Consider the following 13,619-nt stretch of genomic DNA (forward strand, 5'->3'; position numbering starts at 1 on the left):
GTCAGCCGCGTCCCACCACCATCGTGCCGATGCCGGCATCGGTGAAAACCTCCAGCAGCAGAGCATGAGGGACGCGGCCGTCGATGATGTGCGCCGCCGCGACGCCCTGGGCGAGAGCTCGGATGCAGCACTCAGTTTTGGGCGTCATGCCGCCGGCCACCACACCGTCATGGATCAGCTGGCGCGCCTCCGACAGCCGCAGCTGGCGAATCAGGGACGCCGGATCCGCCCGATCCTGCAGGATGCCTGGTGTGTCAGTGAGCAGCACCAGCTTCTCGGCCTCCAGGGCTGCGGCAACCTCTCCCGCCACCGTGTCCGCATTGATGTTGTGGGCCTTGCCGTCTTCAGGAGTGGCGGCGACGCTGGAGATCACCGGGACGTAGCCGCGCTCCAGGAGGGGTTCGAGCACATCAGGGTTGACGCGGGCCACGTCACCCACCAGCCCGTGGCTGCCATCCCCCCAGGGCCTCGCTTCCACGAGACCGCCGTCGCTGCCGCTCAGGCCGACTGCGCGGGCACCGAGCCGGTTGAGACCATTGACGATCTGCTTGTTGACGCGCCCGACCAGCACCATCTCCACCACATCCATGGTGTCGGCATCGGTGACACGAAGGCCGTCACGGAATTCCGCTGGGATCTCCAGGCGCTTCAGCCATTGGTTGATTTCGGGCCCACCACCGTGGACCACCACCGGCTGGACTCCCACGCAGGCCAGCAGCGCCAGATCCCTGAACACGGCATCGCGCAACTCGGCGTGGGCCATGGCGGCGCCCCCGTACTTCACCACGATGCGTCGGCCAGCGAAATGCTGGATGTACGGCAGGGCCTCGCTCAGGACGGACACCCTCAGGGCGTCATCCCCGGACTGCTTGGAATCAGCCATCGACAACCGGCAGCAGACGCAGATCGAGGCGGTCGTTGTCGAGAGGGGTCAGCTCGGCATGCAGCCCCTTCGAGAAGAAGCGACTGAGACGGTCCTGGCGTGCCTGCCAGCGCTCAAGTGGGATCGCACCGAGCTGGAAGCGAAGCCGCAGTCCATAGCCCCCGTCTTCGTTCAGTTCCTCGATCTCTTCGAGTTGCGGTGGATTGTCCTCATCCCAAAGCTTGAGAGCCTCAAGGGATGACTCGAGATGGGCTTTCTGTCCATATCGCCATCGGGTCACATCTGACAGCAGCTTCGTCAGCTCCGGGGCCGCCTGCTCGCGTTCGTTCTTCAGCGCGGCCTTGGGAGTGACCCGGCGGGCCGGAGGCAGCTCCGAGGACTTCAAAGCAAGCCCCCCGAGCAGGATCGGAATGCCGTAGAAAATCGTGGGCAGGCTCAGGTTGGCGTTACCTGTGCCGTAGGCGACGGCGCCGACCACCGTGAGCACGCCTCCGGCCACCGTGACCAGGCTGCCGGGGGAGAGGAAGTCTTTCATGGACAGGCCTGAGTGTTCGTCATTGTGACGTCCCGCCCATCAGGATGGAGCGGTTACCGCTGTGGACGATCGTGAGTGAGACCCCGTCCCCGGATCTCCGGGAACTGCTGCAGCTCCTGGATGCTGATCGGGCCCTGCTGCTGCAGCAGATCGACAGCGGTCGCTGGCCCGATCTACGGCTGGATCTGGCTGCCCTGGAACGGGAACTCGGTCAGATGCTCACCCGAGCCAGTGAACTGCAGGAGGAGAACGGAGGTCGGTGAGATCAGAAGGGGATCTCGTCGGTGTCCGGCACCAGAGGAGCGGAATTCCAGCTGGTCGTTTCAGGTTCGGGCTGTTTTGCTCTGACGGGTGCGGCAGGTGCCTCACGGCTGGCCGGAGCCGTCTCCGGAGCAGGGCCTGGCGTCTGGCCGCCGACGGGATGCAGGCGCGCGAGGGTGAATTCAGCCCGTTTCTCTTTCGTGCCGTCCTGTCTGGGGACGGTGTTCATCCTCAGCCGACCTTCCAGCACGAGCCGCTGGCCCACCTGCACACGGTTCTGAAGATCCTGGGCGAGGTTGCCCCAGCCCACGACCTTGAGTTCACCCGGGGGATCATCGGCACGCAGCGGATCGAACCGAACGGCCATTTCGGCAATCGGTGTCTGGTTGTCCTGGGTGTAGCGAACCGTCGGTGCTTCGATCACCTCCACTTCGAGCACGCAGTGGTTCATGGCCCTGTTCAGCGATGGGAGCCATCCTGATGCACAGCTGCGGGAATCGCCAGGATCAGCTCTGGCTTCTTGCCGGAACCGGGGAGGGGCCGCGTCTCGCGGCTGCGCTGATCAAGCGGGGCTGGCGGGTGCAGGTCAGTGTTGTGACGCCATCGGCGGCACGTGCTTACGCATCGCTGGGGTTGGAGTCGCTCGCCGTCGGTGCCCTCCAGGGGGAAGCTGCCATCGCCGCCTTCGTGGGGGAGCGGGGTCCGTTCCGATGGGTGGTGGATGCCACCCATCCCTTCGCCACGCAGATCAGCGCCGATCTGGAGCAGGTCTGCGGCGGTCTAGGGCAGCCGCTGCTGCGGCTGGAGCGCCCGCTTGAAACCGGAGGCTCTGCCACGGTCCTGCAAGGGATCGATGATCTGAGCGGTGCCGCTCTGCAGGGGCGTCGGCTGATGCTGGCCATCGGCGGACGCCATCTGGCTGCGGCTGCTCGGCTTGCACGGGTCAGTGGAGCGGAGGTCTTCGCCAGGACCCTGCCCTCGGCCGCTGGACTCCGGGGTGCCCTGGCAGCGGATCTGCCCCAGGGGCATCTGGCTGTGTTGAGACCGCTTCAGGGGGAACCAGCCGGAGGCATCGAGCAGGCGCTTTGCCGGCACTGGGCGATCACCGATGTGCTCTGCCGTCAATCCGGTGGGGTCACGGAGCGGCTCTGGCGCCGGATCGCCCTGGAGCAGGGGTTGCAGCTGTGGCTGCTGCGACGACCGCCCACGGCTGCTCAGGTGGAGACTGTTCCCAGTGAGTCGGCTCTGCTGGAGCGCATCGCCCATGGCTGATCCTTCAGCGATCTGGCTGGTGCTCACCACCGAGGCGGATGCCGATCGGGCCGGGACACTGGCGGAGGCTCTGTTGCAACGCCGACTGGTGGCCTGCGTCAGTCTCACGCCGATCCATTCCCTGTTCCACTGGCAGGGGGAGCTGACGCGCGACAACGAAGTGCAGCTTCTGCTCAAGACCAGCGAGGCCTGTCTTGAACCGCTGCGTCTCGCTCTGACGGAGCTGCACAGCTACGACACCCCGGAATGGGTCAGCTGGCAGGTGGAGACATCGCCCGCCTATGGCGCCTGGGCACGGGATGCGGTCAGTTCAGATGCGCTGCCGCCAGCTGTTTCAGAGACACCTGAGAGCGGGCCCCCAGCTGGGTGACGATCTGCCCGGCGCAGAGGGCTCCCAGCTGACCGCAGCGCTCCAGCGACTCCCCCTGGGTGTAAGCGTGCAGGAAACCGCCGGCATAGAGATCGCCGGCTCCAGTGGTGTCGAGCAGATCTCCCATCCCGAAGATGCCGATGTCCCAGCGCTCGTCACCGCTCATCACCACCGAACCGTCTGCTCCTCGGGTGATGGCGACGGTCGAGCAGCAGCTGCGCACCCGATCCAGGGCAACAGCGAGATCGGCGGTCTCATAGAGCGACAGGATCTCCGTTTCATTGGCGAACAGCACATCCACATGACCGTTCACCAGCTCCAGGAAACTGTCGCGATGGCGATCGACGCAGAAGCCGTCGGAGAGCGAGAGAGCCACCTGACCACCCGCTTCGCGGCAGGCTTCTGCTGCTGCGATGAAAGCGCGTTTGGCGGCAGGACTGTCCCAGAGATAACCCTCGAGGTAGAGCACCTTGGTCTCACGCACCATCGAGAGATCCAGATCGTCGGGCTCCAGCTGGGTTGAGGCGCCGAGGAAGGTGCACATCGTGCGCTCCGCATCCGGAGTCACGTAGATCAGACAGCGAGCCGTCGTGGCGCCGCTGGTGGCTGATGGGGTGTCGAAACGGGCGCCAACAGCACGGATGTCGTGGCTGAAGATCGTTCCGAGTTGGTCGTCGCGGACGCGGCCGATGAATCCGGCCCGCCCTCCCAGCTGAGCGATCCCCACCATGGTGTTGGCAACGGAGCCACCGGAGGTTTCGAGTCCTGGACCACTCGCTTTGTAGAGCGCCTCCGCCTGCTGCTCATCGATCAGAGCCATGCCGCCTTTCTGCAGGCCATGAGCGTTCAGGAAGCTGTCGTCGGTCTGAACCAGCACGTCAACGATGGCGTTGCCGATTCCCACCACGTCAAGGCTGCAGGAGCTGGGGAAGCGGGCGTCGGGAGCCATGGAGAAGCGGTTGAGGGCCCGCAGTATGGCCTCCCGTCGTGATCAGGCGCTGAGCAGAGCCCGCTTCGGACCATGGATCGGATCCTCCACCACGATGGTCTGGTCACGGCTGGCGCCGAGGGAGACGATGGCGATCGGCACCTCCATCAGATCCGCGAGGAAGCGCAGATAGGCCATGGCTGCCTCGGGCAGATCCTCCAGTTTGCGGCAGTCCTCGGTGGAGCACTGCCATCCAGGCAGGGTCTCGAAGATGGGCTGGCAACGGGCGAAGTCGTCGGAGCTGCTGGGGAAGTGATCGATCCGTTCGCCATCCAGCTCGTAGGCCACGCAGACCTGAATCGCATCCAGTTCATCCAGCACATCCAGCTTGGTGACGGCGAGGCAATCAAGACCGTTCACCTGAACGGCGTAGCGACCGATCACCCCGTCGAACCAGCCGCACCGCCGGCGCCGGCCGGTGGTGGTTCCGAATTCACCACCGCGTTCCGTCAGCTGGTCGTTCAGGCTGCCGCTCAGTTCGGTCGGGAAAGGCCCTTCCCCGACTCGGGTGGTGTACGCCTTGGCAACACCGATGACCCGGTCGATCAGGGTGGGTCCCACCCCGGCACCAATGCAGGCACCTCCGGAGACCGGGTTCGAGGAGGTGACGTAGGGATAGGTGCCGTGATCAAGGTCCAGGAGGGTTCCCTGGGCACCCTCGAAGAGAATGTTCTTGCGTTCGCGGGCGGCCTGGTGGATGGCGCGGGTGCAGTCGACCACATGGGGGGACAACCTGCGGCCGTAGTCGAGGTACTCGCTGATCACTGCGTCGGGATCCAGGGGCTCCACCGCGTAGATCGTCTCGAGCAGCTGATTCTTCTCCTGCAACGGCCCTTCCAGACGCTCCCTGAGCCGCTGCTCGTCCAGAAGATCGATCACCCTGATCCCGCTGCGCTGGGACTTGTCGGCATAGGTGGGGCCGATGCCGCGCCCGGTGGTGCCGATCCGACGGGCACCGCGCTGCTTCTCCATCGCCTGATCCAGCAGGCGGTGATAGGGCATCGTCACGTGAGCCGTCGAGGCCAGTTGCAGCCCCGAGATGTCGATATCGTTCTCCTTCAGCATTTCGAGTTCGCCGAGCATCACCCTCGGGTCGACCACGGTCCCTGAGCCGATCAGGCAGATGGTGTCTGGATAGAGAATCCCGGAAGGGATCAGATGCAGCTTGAGAACGCGCTCATCAACAACGATCGTGTGGCCTGCGTTGACGCCGCCCTGATAGCGAACGACGACATCAGCGGACCGGCTCAGAAGATCGGTGATCTTGCCTTTCCCCTCGTCACCCCACTGAGCTCCGATGACGACAACGTTGGCCAAGGACACTGCGGCCCGAAGCCGCGAATCTGCACAATCCGGGAGTCTCTCAGATGTGGTGTCCGGCCGTCAAAGAGATGAAGCCGGATGGGATCAGCTGCCGCGGACGGCGGACCGTTCTGCCTTGGTGAGTTCCTTGGCGATGCGGTCGTGCAGGTCCTCCGGGAGGGGACGGTTGGCGTAGCCCGCATAGTGACCGGCCAGGGAGTTGAGAGCGGTCTGCATGGTGGTGAAGGAGGTGAGGCCATTCACCCTGGACTGCGGCCTGTAGCGCGACATGTAGTCGTTGATCAGTGCTCGGGCCTCGACCTCGGCTTCGGCATGTCCTTCGGCATCCTGCGGCAGATCGATCACCTCGAGCAGGCTGCGGGAGACCGCGACGGTGTCCTCGACGTAGTCACCGCTGAGACGGGCTTCGGCATCTCCGCTGCAGGCGCTGAGAAGCAGGCAGAGAGACAATCCGAGGGCGATGGTCACTCGGGAGAGAGGCTTCAGCAGACGTGCCAGGGCGGAGAGCATCGATCCGTTGTGACTGGGTGGGACTTTAAGGGCGAAGGGCGCTGATCAGAGCACTGAGGGCTTCGCCGTGGTGAAGCTTGCTCACCTGCCGTCCACGGCGCTGAACCAGTTCCACCAATCCGTCCGCCGCATCGCGTCCCACCACGATTCGCCAGGGGATTCCGATCAGATCCGCATCTTTGAATTTCACACCTGCCCGTTCGCGGCGGTCATCCAGCAGTGCGTCGACCCCTGCTTGCAGGAGGCTGTCGTAGAGCTGCGTGCCAAGGGCGGCCTGGCCCTCGTCCTGGATGTTGGCCACCACCACGATCGCCTCGAAGGGGGCCATCGCTTCCGGCCAGCAGATGCCGGCCTCATCGTGATGCTGTTCAACGGCGGCCTGGGCCAGGCGGGAGATCCCGATGCCGTAACACCCCATCCAGAAGGGTTCCTCCTGCCCAGCCTCGTTTGTGAAACGGCTCTGCAGCGCTGTGGAGTACTTGCGTCCGAGCTGAAAGATGTGCCCGACTTCGATGCCCCTCCTTGCCTCCAGTCGTGCCTCGGGGTTGTGCACACAGGCTTCGCCCGCTCTGGCGGTGCGCAGGTCGACGGCCGCTGGTGTGCCTCCCAGCTCAGCCCAGGTGCAATGGCTGCGATGCATGTCCGGCTGATTGGCTCCGCAGCAGAAGCTGTCCAGGGTCGTGGCCGTCGCGTCGGCAAGGCGCAGGAAGCGCGTTCTCCAGCTGGAGGCCCCGGACAGCAGCGCATCGTCCAGATCCGGACCGATCGATCCGAAGGGGATCCCGCTCAAGCCCTGGCGGCTGATGTCCTCCGTTGTGATGCTTCGGCAGTCCAGCACTCCTGCACCCAGTTCAACGCTCAGGGCGTTGATGAGTTTCACGTCATTGAGCTCCTGATCACCCCGCAGGCTCAGCAGAACGGGTTGCTCCTCGCCGTCCTCGAGCCTCGCCACCAGCAGCAGCACTTTGACCATCTGTGAGGGGTGCCAGCCCTGCGTCTCGCAGACGGCCGCGATGCTGGTCTGGCCTGGGGTTTCCACCAGTGTCATCCCAGCCGTCTGAAGCGGTACTGCCGGAGACGGCAGCGAGACCGCCTTCTCCTGGTTGGCGGAATACACCCCGTCGTCGCTGATCAGAATCAGATCTTCACCGGCATCCGCCGTCACCATGAACTCCTGGGACGCGGCTCCTCCGATCGCGCCACTGTCGGCATCCACGGGAACAGCCTCAAGGCCGCAGCGCTCGAAGATGCGTCGGTAGGCCTGATCCATGCGCTCGTAGGTGGCCCGAAGATCCGCCTCATCCGCATGGAAGGAGTAAGCGTCTTTCATGATGAATTCGCGTCCCCGCATGAGCCCGAAGCGAGGGCGGATCTCGTCCCGGAACTTGGTCTGGATCTGATACAGGTTCACCGGCAGCTGTCGGTAGGACCGGAGCAGATCGCCGGCAAGGCTCGTGATCACCTCTTCGTGGGTGGGTCCCAGTCCCAGCTGGCGACCCTGGCGGTCTTCGAGGTGAAACATGATTCCTTCGCCGGCGGTGTAGCCCTGCCAGCGCCCGCTGCGTTGCCACAGTTCAGCCGGATGCAGCTGCGGGAGCAGCGATTCCAGAGCACCAGCGCCGTTCATCTCCTCCCGGACGATGGCTGTGATCCGCTGCAGGACCCTCCACATCAGAGGCAGATACGCATAGATGCCGGATCCGACACGCCGGATGTAGCCCGCCCGAAGAAGCAGTTGGTGAGATGTGATCTCCGCTTCGGAGGGAACATCCCTGAGCGTCACCAACATCAGGCCGGAGACGCGCATGATCGATCCCTGAAGTCGGCGAAAAGTTATCACCGATCCGAACAGGTGCCGATCACTTAAGTGTCCGTCTCGCTTGAAAACCCGTGTGCGACATGAGTCTCGGCTGCTACGGTCCGAGCATTCCAGGCTGTCCAAGGGTTATCTCATGTTTCCTCGGTCGGTTGAATCTGTTGCTTCGCAAATTCAACAATCGGTTGAAATCGTCGGGGATGTTGCAGCAACTGCGGCGCAGAGTGATGCTCTCGTCGGCATCGATGATGTTCAGAAATCACTGAACCGTTCCAGGGCTTCTGTATACCGGTACACCAACACAGACCCTCGGAACCTGAATCCCCCTTTCAATCCGCGCAAGCTGAATCCTGAATACCGCAGTGATCAGAAGGATCCGCTGCTGTTTCATCCCAACGAGGTGGCGCGTTTCGCCAAGGATGTCCTGCGGATCAAGGAGGTCACTGTCGAGGTTCTGAACTCACCCTCCACCGCGACACAGCAGATGCTGGGTTCCATCCTCGAGGAGCTCAAGGGAATCCGTTCCCACCTTGAGGGCCTGTCGCAGCCGCCATCCGATCTCGATGCCAGGCGCGATCGTCAGGATCGGCCTGCTGCATGAGCCTGGGGTCGGTGACAGAATGACGACATTCACCCTGTGACGAGATGAGGGTTCGGCTCCGGCCAACCCAACGACATGGCCACTGATCCGGCATTCCACCATCAGGACGATTCGTCCTCGAGTTCAGAGAGCGAAGACCCTTTCAGTCCGGGCCCCCCTGTCACGGCCCTGATCGGCCTGATCATTGCTCTCTCCAGCGTCGGCGCCCCTCTCGCTGCAGTCATCACCGATCGTTCCTCCGGATGGTCCGGGCTGACGCCCACCGCCCAGCAACGCGATGGATCTCCGCCCCCTCCCCCCTTCTCCCTCACCAGGGCTGGTCAATCTGCTGGTGGAGATCCCGGCTGGTAGCCGCAACAAATACGAATATTCCGCTGAAGCAGGGGTGATGGCACTCGACCGTGTGCTGCATTCCTCGGTCCGCTACCCCTTCGATTACGGCTTCATCCCCAACACGCTCGCGGAGGATGGCTCGCCTCTGGATGCCATGGTGATCATGGCGGAGCCCACGTTCGCAGGATGCCTGATCAAGGCTCGTCCGATCGGCCTGCTGGATCTCCATGACCGGGGGGCGTACGACGCCAAGCTGCTCTGCGTGCCTGAGGCGGATCCACGTCAGCGGACCATCCGCAGCATCCGGCAGATCGCTCCATCCCAGCTTGAGGATGTCTCGGAATTCTTCCGCACTTATAAGAATTTTGAGGGCCGCGTCGTCACGATCGACGGCTGGCGGGACGTCGATGCGGTTCAACCGCTGCTCGACGCCTGCATCGCTGCGGCGAGATGCTTGTAAGTTGGTGCGCACCTGAGACTTCGTACGACCCGTGCCCACCATCCGTTTTGAGCAGGAAGGCCAGCAGGTTGGGTGCATTGAAGGGGCGAATCTCCGCAAGGCGGCTCTCGATGCCGGCATCAATCCCTACAACGGCCTCAACAACCTCAACAACTGCAGCGGTGTCGGTCAGTGCGGCACCTGCGTGATGGAAGTTGTCGAGGGTGCCTCGAATCTGTCCCCGCGCAGCGATGTCGAGGAGGTGTACCTGGCGGATCGTCCGGCCAACTTCCGCCTCAGCTGCCGCACCACCGTCAATGGGGACGTCACCGTCCGCACCCGTCCATCCGAGGGGGTGGGTCGCGGCTCCAACAGCCTGATCGGCGCTGTGAAATCCCTGTTCGGGCGCTGATCTTGTCCGACCGCCTCCGGGTCTGGAGCTACAACCGCTGCAGCACCTGCCGTCGTGCCTTGGCCTGGTTGCAGGACCGTGGCCAGGATCATGATCTGTTCGACATCACGTCGGCCCCTCCTCTGGCAGCTGATCTGGCTCACGCCATGGACCAACTGGGCCGCAAGGCTCTGTTCAACACGAGTGGCCAGAGTTACCGCGCTCTCGGGGCTGCAGCGGTCAAGGCCATGAGCGATGCGGAGGCCCTCGAAGCTCTGTCCAGCGATGGGAAGCTGATCAAGAGACCGTTCGTGATCTGTCCTGACGGGACCGTGCTGGTGGGCTTCAAGCCTGAGGTCTGGTCGGAGACTCTGTCCGGTTGAAGTTCAGACCATCCAGTTCGCTGATCAATGCATCGACGCCGCCCTGATCGCGCAGCTGACTGAAGCTGGAGCGTTTGAGATCCTCCAGCAGTGAAGCGAGCAGGTCCTGGCTGCGCTCCAGGATGGGTCCCTGATCGAGGACCCTGGCCAGTTCCTCCCAGAAGCGATCCAGGGTTTGTGTGCTGAGGGAATCGAGCACGGGATCCTTTTGTCCGATGCGTCCCCCGGCCCCTCTGGAGACATCGATCAGTGAGTCGACCAGACCACCGGCCAGCTGAAGGCTCAGTTCGCTTTCCGCGCGCTGCAGGGCCGGCAGACCTCTGAGGGCCTCCGGCCGAACCGAGCGCTCCATGCTCCGCTGCAGCAGGTGGCCCAGCAGAGCCACCAGCTGGGGGCGCAGATTCGGGCCCACCTGTGTGAGCAGCAGTGGCAGCCAGAGTCGTGCCAGCTCCGCGAGTTCCCGTTGTTCGTTCACATCGGTTGACTGGTAGCTGCAGAAGCTGCGGACTCGCTGAGGGAGCTGCGGAGAGCGGATCACCTGCTGAGCGGCATCCACCACCCGCACGGTGATCACCTCGAACAGCTCCAGCGCCAGCAGGGCCACGACGCCCCGACTGATCACCGCTCGCAGCGGTTCCAGTTGAATCAATCCCGCTCTCGACAGGCGTTCGGTGACGGGTACCACCCGCAGCAGGCGTGCGAAGGGAAGCAGCAGCGGCAGGTCGATCCATCGCCGCAGCAGGGCGTCACGCCAGCGAATCGCCGGGTAACGCCGTTTCAGCCGCAGGGTCCGGAGCAGGATGTCGAGCAGGAACAGCAGCCGGAACGGGGTGTCGATCCGCCAGCTCAGATCCGTGGGTTGCCCGTTCGCATCAATGCTGCGCCAGGTGTTGACCTGCACCAGCGGCAGGATCTTGACGGTCCAGAACTGCCGCTCGACAGCCCAGTCCGACTGGCTCAGGTGTCGGTCGCTGAGCAAGAAATCCGCTGACTGCTGAGCGGAATCCAGCCCGGCGCGGGTGCGGAGCTGGGATTTGATCTTTTCCAGGGCGCCGGCATTGCCGGAATTCAGGAATGGATTCGTGGTGATCATCTCCGTGGTCAGCCGCGCCTGTTCCTGAAACAGACGCTTCACCTCCGGGTCTGCGGTTCCCCGCTCCACGGCGAGCCTGTCCAGGTCCTGGAAATGCCTCATGTAGGCCTGGGTGTCCCGATGGGGTTCGATGCCCTTGATCGGGTCGTAGAACGGCGTGATGTCCGGCAGCCAGGGCAACGGCACCGCCAGCGGCACGGAGGGCAGCGGATAGAGGTTGCGCTGAAGCCAGAAGTTGCGCAGCGGCAGATAGGTGGCGTCGAAAATCACCCAGGCAAGATTCGCTGCAGCCAACAACGCGAGCGCCTGGTCCCAGCGCCGCCAGGCTCTGGCGCGGTGGTGGAGCTTGAACCCTTGCCAGCGGGGGCGAACCATGGGGGTACGAAGTGCGGCCCGGGAAGTGAGCTCGTCACACTCCTTCTATCGTGGTGCAGATTCACAGAGAAGTGATCCGTTGGCAGGCGATCAGAAGCAGGAGCGTCGATCGAACTCCAACGAAGGCGACAGGGCTCATCAACAAGGCACGAAAACCCACCCTTTCTGGGATTTCTGGGCACCGGTGCTGTTCACCCTGGCGTTGTATCTGGGGATCCGACAGATGGTGGTGGAGGCTCGCTACATCCCGTCGGGTTCGATGCTTCCCGGACTGCAGATCCAGGACCGGCTTCTGGTGGAGAAGCTGACCTTCCGGACCCGGCCCCCCAGACGAGGAGAGATCGTCGTGTTCAACTCTCCCTATGCATTCGACCCCGCTCTGCGGTCTCCCCAGCGGCCCTCTCCGCTCCGCTGCATTCTGGTGAATCTGCCTCTGGTGAGCTTCATTCCCGGACTGGCGAACCCCGCCTGTGATGCCTACATCAAACGGGTGATCGCCGTGGCCGGCGACCGTGTTGTGGTCAGCCCCAGTGGTGAGGTCATCCTGAACGGGGAGCCGCTCGAAGAGCCCTATGTCCAGCGTTTCTGTGCGGTCAACGAACAGGGGATGAGTCCCTGTCGCACCATCGACACCACTGTGCCGGACGCGTCGGTGCTCGTGCTGGGAGACAACCGGCAAAACAGCTGGGACGGGCGCTTCTGGCCCGGTGGCCCATTCCTGCCGGAAAACGAGATTCTCGGCAGAGCCGTGATCCGGTTCTGGCCTCTCAACCGATTGGGGGGACTCAGCGACTGAGCCCGCAGGCGGTGACCCTGCCACGCATCTCACGGTTCAGCAGAGCCAGGTTCGCGGCCATCGGAGCCGCGGCATCATCCTGGCGGACCTGCCAGGTCTGTTCAGGGTCGAACAGCAGCCAGCGTCGGCTTCCGACAGCGAGCGCCTCGGGAGGCTGATCGATCAGAGCGGAGGGACCGAAGCTGAGCCCCTGCCAGAGCTGTTCGAGGCTGAAATCGCCGTTGCGAACCAAGGCATCCCAGAGCGCCGGAAGCACCAGGTGATGCCCGCTCAGCCCTGGGGGACGCTGATCCGGCGGGAGCAGCATGTCCTCCGCATCCATCGGAACGGCATGCACTGAGACGGCTCGGATCAGCTGCTCGCGCAGGGCCTGCTGCAGCGCTTCGCGGTCGGCGGCGCCTCCCAGCGATGGGTGCACCCGCCAGCTGGCATCCCCTCCGGGAAGATCCCCGCGATCCGCCAGCAGGTGCCACCAGCAGACGCTGGTGAGAGGGGGCAGCGCATCAGCGCGGAGAGACTCCACGGCAGCCGCCGTGGACACGTTCATCAGACGCAGCTGCCGTTCCGGGTGCCGCTGATGCAGGGCCAACAGCTGTCTCAGGGGCAGGGTCTCACTGGTTTCCGGATCCGGTGCCCAACCGGCCCGCAGGGTCTCAACGCCTTCGCGCACCATGCCATCCCCCTGCAGGGCGGGATCACGGGGGGCGACCAGCACCGGTGCCGATCCCATCTCTCCCAGCAGCAACCCACGTTCCAGCAGCGTCAGAGGAATCAGCGCATCGTCATCAGCAAGACCGATGGCCCCCAGATCGAGCAGATCACCATGGGACGCGAGTTCGGTTCCGGCACCTCCCCGGCTGAAGCCACCCCAGAGATGGATGGTCACCTCCCGCGGGTCATGGTCGCGGAAACCGATCAACCGTTCCGGTGAATCGCGCCAGGTCGGGCTCCGCGGCAGCAGCGCCACCTGGCCGTAACCGGCTGCGGCAGCACAGCGTCGCAGGCTGTCGAGGGTTTCCGAACGGCCGCTGAATGGAGACTCCAGCACGGAGTGGGGATCCACCAGGCATGGGGCGATCAGCTGGCCGGAGGCCTCCGTGGCGGTCACGCCCAGCTGGATGGCTCTCTCCCGAGCCGCCTGATCAAATCCCTGCAGGACGCCGGATTCCAGCAGAACGGCCCCGTCCCGGACCGGCCGATCCGGACCTTGCAGGATCCGGATCGGATCCAGCAACAGGGTGTCGTTCATG

Annotated in this window: 17 protein-coding genes; 8 read left to right on the forward strand and 9 right to left on the reverse strand. The window is 64.1% G+C overall.

Annotated elements, in window-relative coordinates:
• Position 1 precedes the first annotated feature (1 nt).
• Positions 2-883: an acetylglutamate kinase gene (gene argB / locus KR49_RS11575; RefSeq protein ID WP_043695603.1), complete on the reverse strand. Its 882-nt coding sequence runs from the start codon at positions 881-883 to the stop codon at positions 2-4.
• Positions 876-1,418, reverse strand: a complete 543-nt coding sequence (locus KR49_RS11580; protein WP_043695608.1) for a DUF2854 domain-containing protein — start codon at positions 1,416-1,418, stop codon at positions 876-878. Before KR49_RS11580 ends, argB begins: the two co-directional genes overlap by 8 nt.
• A gap of 68 nt (positions 1,419-1,486) precedes the next feature.
• Here KR49_RS11580 and KR49_RS11585 point away from each other — a divergent pair, with 68 nt between their 5' ends.
• Positions 1,487-1,681, forward strand: coding sequence for a hypothetical protein (locus KR49_RS11585; RefSeq protein ID WP_043697443.1), 195 nt, complete (start codon positions 1,487-1,489; stop codon positions 1,679-1,681).
• 2 nt (positions 1,682-1,683) lie between these two features.
• Here KR49_RS11585 and KR49_RS11590 read toward each other — a convergent pair whose 3' ends face one another.
• Positions 1,684-2,130 (reverse strand): single-stranded DNA-binding protein, encoded by a 447-nt coding sequence (locus KR49_RS11590; RefSeq protein ID WP_043695611.1) that lies wholly within the window; start codon positions 2,128-2,130, stop codon positions 1,684-1,686.
• Positions 2,131-2,144: 14 nt separating this feature from the next.
• Here KR49_RS11590 and KR49_RS11595 point away from each other — a divergent pair, with 14 nt between their 5' ends.
• Positions 2,145-2,951: a precorrin-6A/cobalt-precorrin-6A reductase gene (locus KR49_RS11595; RefSeq protein WP_253912761.1), complete on the forward strand. Its 807-nt coding sequence runs from the start codon at positions 2,145-2,147 to the stop codon at positions 2,949-2,951.
• Positions 2,944-3,321, forward strand: coding sequence for a divalent-cation tolerance protein CutA (gene cutA / locus KR49_RS11600; protein ID WP_043695614.1), 378 nt, complete (start codon positions 2,944-2,946; stop codon positions 3,319-3,321). Before KR49_RS11595 ends, cutA begins: the two co-directional genes overlap by 8 nt.
• On the opposite strand, the gene KR49_RS11605 is transcribed toward cutA, so the two are convergent.
• The 4 genes from KR49_RS11605 to KR49_RS11620 all read right to left on the reverse strand — a co-directional run bounded on the left by KR49_RS11605 (position 3,257) and on the right by KR49_RS11620 (position 7,949).
• A complete protein-coding gene (locus KR49_RS11605) occupies positions 3,257-4,270 on the reverse strand; it encodes an adenosine kinase (RefSeq protein WP_043695618.1) in 1,014 nt (337 codons plus the stop codon). The genes cutA and KR49_RS11605 overlap by 65 nt on opposite strands.
• Positions 4,271-4,312: 42 nt before the next feature.
• On the reverse strand, positions 4,313-5,632 hold the full coding sequence (locus tag KR49_RS11610; protein ID WP_173402153.1) for an adenylosuccinate synthase: 1,320 nt from the start codon (positions 5,630-5,632) through the stop codon (positions 4,313-4,315).
• Between the two features lie 84 nt (positions 5,633-5,716).
• A complete protein-coding gene (gene psb27 / locus KR49_RS11615; protein ID WP_043695624.1) occupies positions 5,717-6,142 on the reverse strand; it encodes a photosystem II protein Psb27 in 426 nt (141 codons plus the stop codon).
• A gap of 25 nt (positions 6,143-6,167) precedes the next feature.
• Positions 6,168-7,949, reverse strand: coding sequence for a proline--tRNA ligase (locus tag KR49_RS11620; protein ID WP_043695627.1), 1,782 nt, complete (start codon positions 7,947-7,949; stop codon positions 6,168-6,170).
• A 145-nt stretch (positions 7,950-8,094) separates the two neighbouring features.
• Here KR49_RS11620 and KR49_RS11625 point away from each other — a divergent pair, with 145 nt between their 5' ends.
• From KR49_RS11625 to KR49_RS11645, 4 genes are all read left to right on the forward strand, one after another.
• Positions 8,095-8,559 (forward strand): hypothetical protein, encoded by a 465-nt coding sequence (locus KR49_RS11625; RefSeq protein WP_043695630.1) that lies wholly within the window; start codon positions 8,095-8,097, stop codon positions 8,557-8,559.
• Positions 8,560-8,836: 277 nt separating this feature from the next.
• A complete protein-coding gene (locus KR49_RS11635) occupies positions 8,837-9,352 on the forward strand; it encodes an inorganic diphosphatase (protein ID WP_043695633.1) in 516 nt (171 codons plus the stop codon).
• Positions 9,353-9,383: 31 nt separating this feature from the next.
• Positions 9,384-9,743, forward strand: coding sequence for a 2Fe-2S iron-sulfur cluster-binding protein (locus tag KR49_RS11640; protein ID WP_043695636.1), 360 nt, complete (start codon positions 9,384-9,386; stop codon positions 9,741-9,743).
• Between the two features lie 2 nt (positions 9,744-9,745).
• Positions 9,746-10,105 carry an arsenate reductase family protein gene (locus KR49_RS11645; RefSeq protein WP_043695639.1) on the forward strand — a complete coding sequence of 120 codons (360 nt, stop codon included), beginning with the start codon at positions 9,746-9,748 and terminating at the stop codon, positions 10,103-10,105.
• On the opposite strand, the gene KR49_RS11650 is transcribed toward KR49_RS11645, so the two are convergent.
• Entirely contained in the window at positions 10,068-11,573 is a 1,506-nt protein-coding gene (locus tag KR49_RS11650) for a hypothetical protein (protein WP_043695642.1), read from the reverse strand. The genes KR49_RS11645 and KR49_RS11650 overlap by 38 nt on opposite strands.
• Before the next feature lie 79 nt (positions 11,574-11,652).
• Here KR49_RS11650 and lepB point away from each other — a divergent pair, with 79 nt between their 5' ends.
• Positions 11,653-12,369 (forward strand): signal peptidase I, encoded by a 717-nt coding sequence (gene lepB / locus KR49_RS11655; RefSeq protein WP_253912762.1) that lies wholly within the window; start codon positions 11,653-11,655, stop codon positions 12,367-12,369.
• Here the strand turns inward: lepB and KR49_RS11660 are convergent.
• The gene (locus KR49_RS11660) at positions 12,359-13,618 is read right to left on the reverse strand and encodes a dihydroorotase (RefSeq protein WP_043695648.1); all 1,260 of its coding nucleotides are present in this window, start codon (positions 13,616-13,618) and stop codon (positions 12,359-12,361) included. The two genes, lepB and KR49_RS11660, sit on opposite strands and share 11 nt — an antisense overlap.
• Position 13,619 lies beyond the last annotated feature (1 nt).

It is taken from the genome of Synechococcus sp. KORDI-49, from assembly GCF_000737575.1.
In the GTDB taxonomy this organism is placed as follows: Bacteria; Cyanobacteriota; Cyanobacteriia; order PCC-6307; family Cyanobiaceae; genus Parasynechococcus.

Coding starts and splice junctions, on each gene's coding strand:
- argB (WP_043695603.1), bottom strand. CDS start 883: ATGGCTGATTCCAAGCAGTCCGGGGATGACGCCCTGAGGGTGTCCGTC.
- KR49_RS11580 (WP_043695608.1), bottom strand. CDS start 1,418: ATGAAAGACTTCCTCTCCCCCGGCAGCCTGGTCACGGTGGCCGGAGGC.
- KR49_RS11590 (WP_043695611.1), bottom strand. CDS start 2,130: ATGAACCACTGCGTGCTCGAAGTGGAGGTGATCGAAGCACCGACGGTT.
- KR49_RS11595 (WP_253912761.1), top strand. CDS start 2,145: ATGGGAGCCATCCTGATGCACAGCTGCGGGAATCGCCAGGATCAGCTC.
- cutA (WP_043695614.1), top strand. CDS start 2,944: ATGGCTGATCCTTCAGCGATCTGGCTGGTGCTCACCACCGAGGCGGAT.
- KR49_RS11605 (WP_043695618.1), bottom strand. CDS start 4,270: ATGGCTCCCGACGCCCGCTTCCCCAGCTCCTGCAGCCTTGACGTGGTG.
- psb27 (WP_043695624.1), bottom strand. CDS start 6,142: ATGCTCTCCGCCCTGGCACGTCTGCTGAAGCCTCTCTCCCGAGTGACC.
- KR49_RS11620 (WP_043695627.1), bottom strand. CDS start 7,949: ATGCGCGTCTCCGGCCTGATGTTGGTGACGCTCAGGGATGTTCCCTCC.
- KR49_RS11625 (WP_043695630.1), top strand. CDS start 8,095: ATGTTTCCTCGGTCGGTTGAATCTGTTGCTTCGCAAATTCAACAATCG.
- KR49_RS11635 (WP_043695633.1), top strand. CDS start 8,837: ATGGATCTCCGCCCCCTCCCCCCTTCTCCCTCACCAGGGCTGGTCAAT.
- KR49_RS11650 (WP_043695642.1), bottom strand. CDS start 11,573: ATGGTTCGCCCCCGCTGGCAAGGGTTCAAGCTCCACCACCGCGCCAGA.
- KR49_RS11660 (WP_043695648.1), bottom strand. CDS start 13,618: ATGAACGACACCCTGTTGCTGGATCCGATCCGGATCCTGCAAGGTCCG.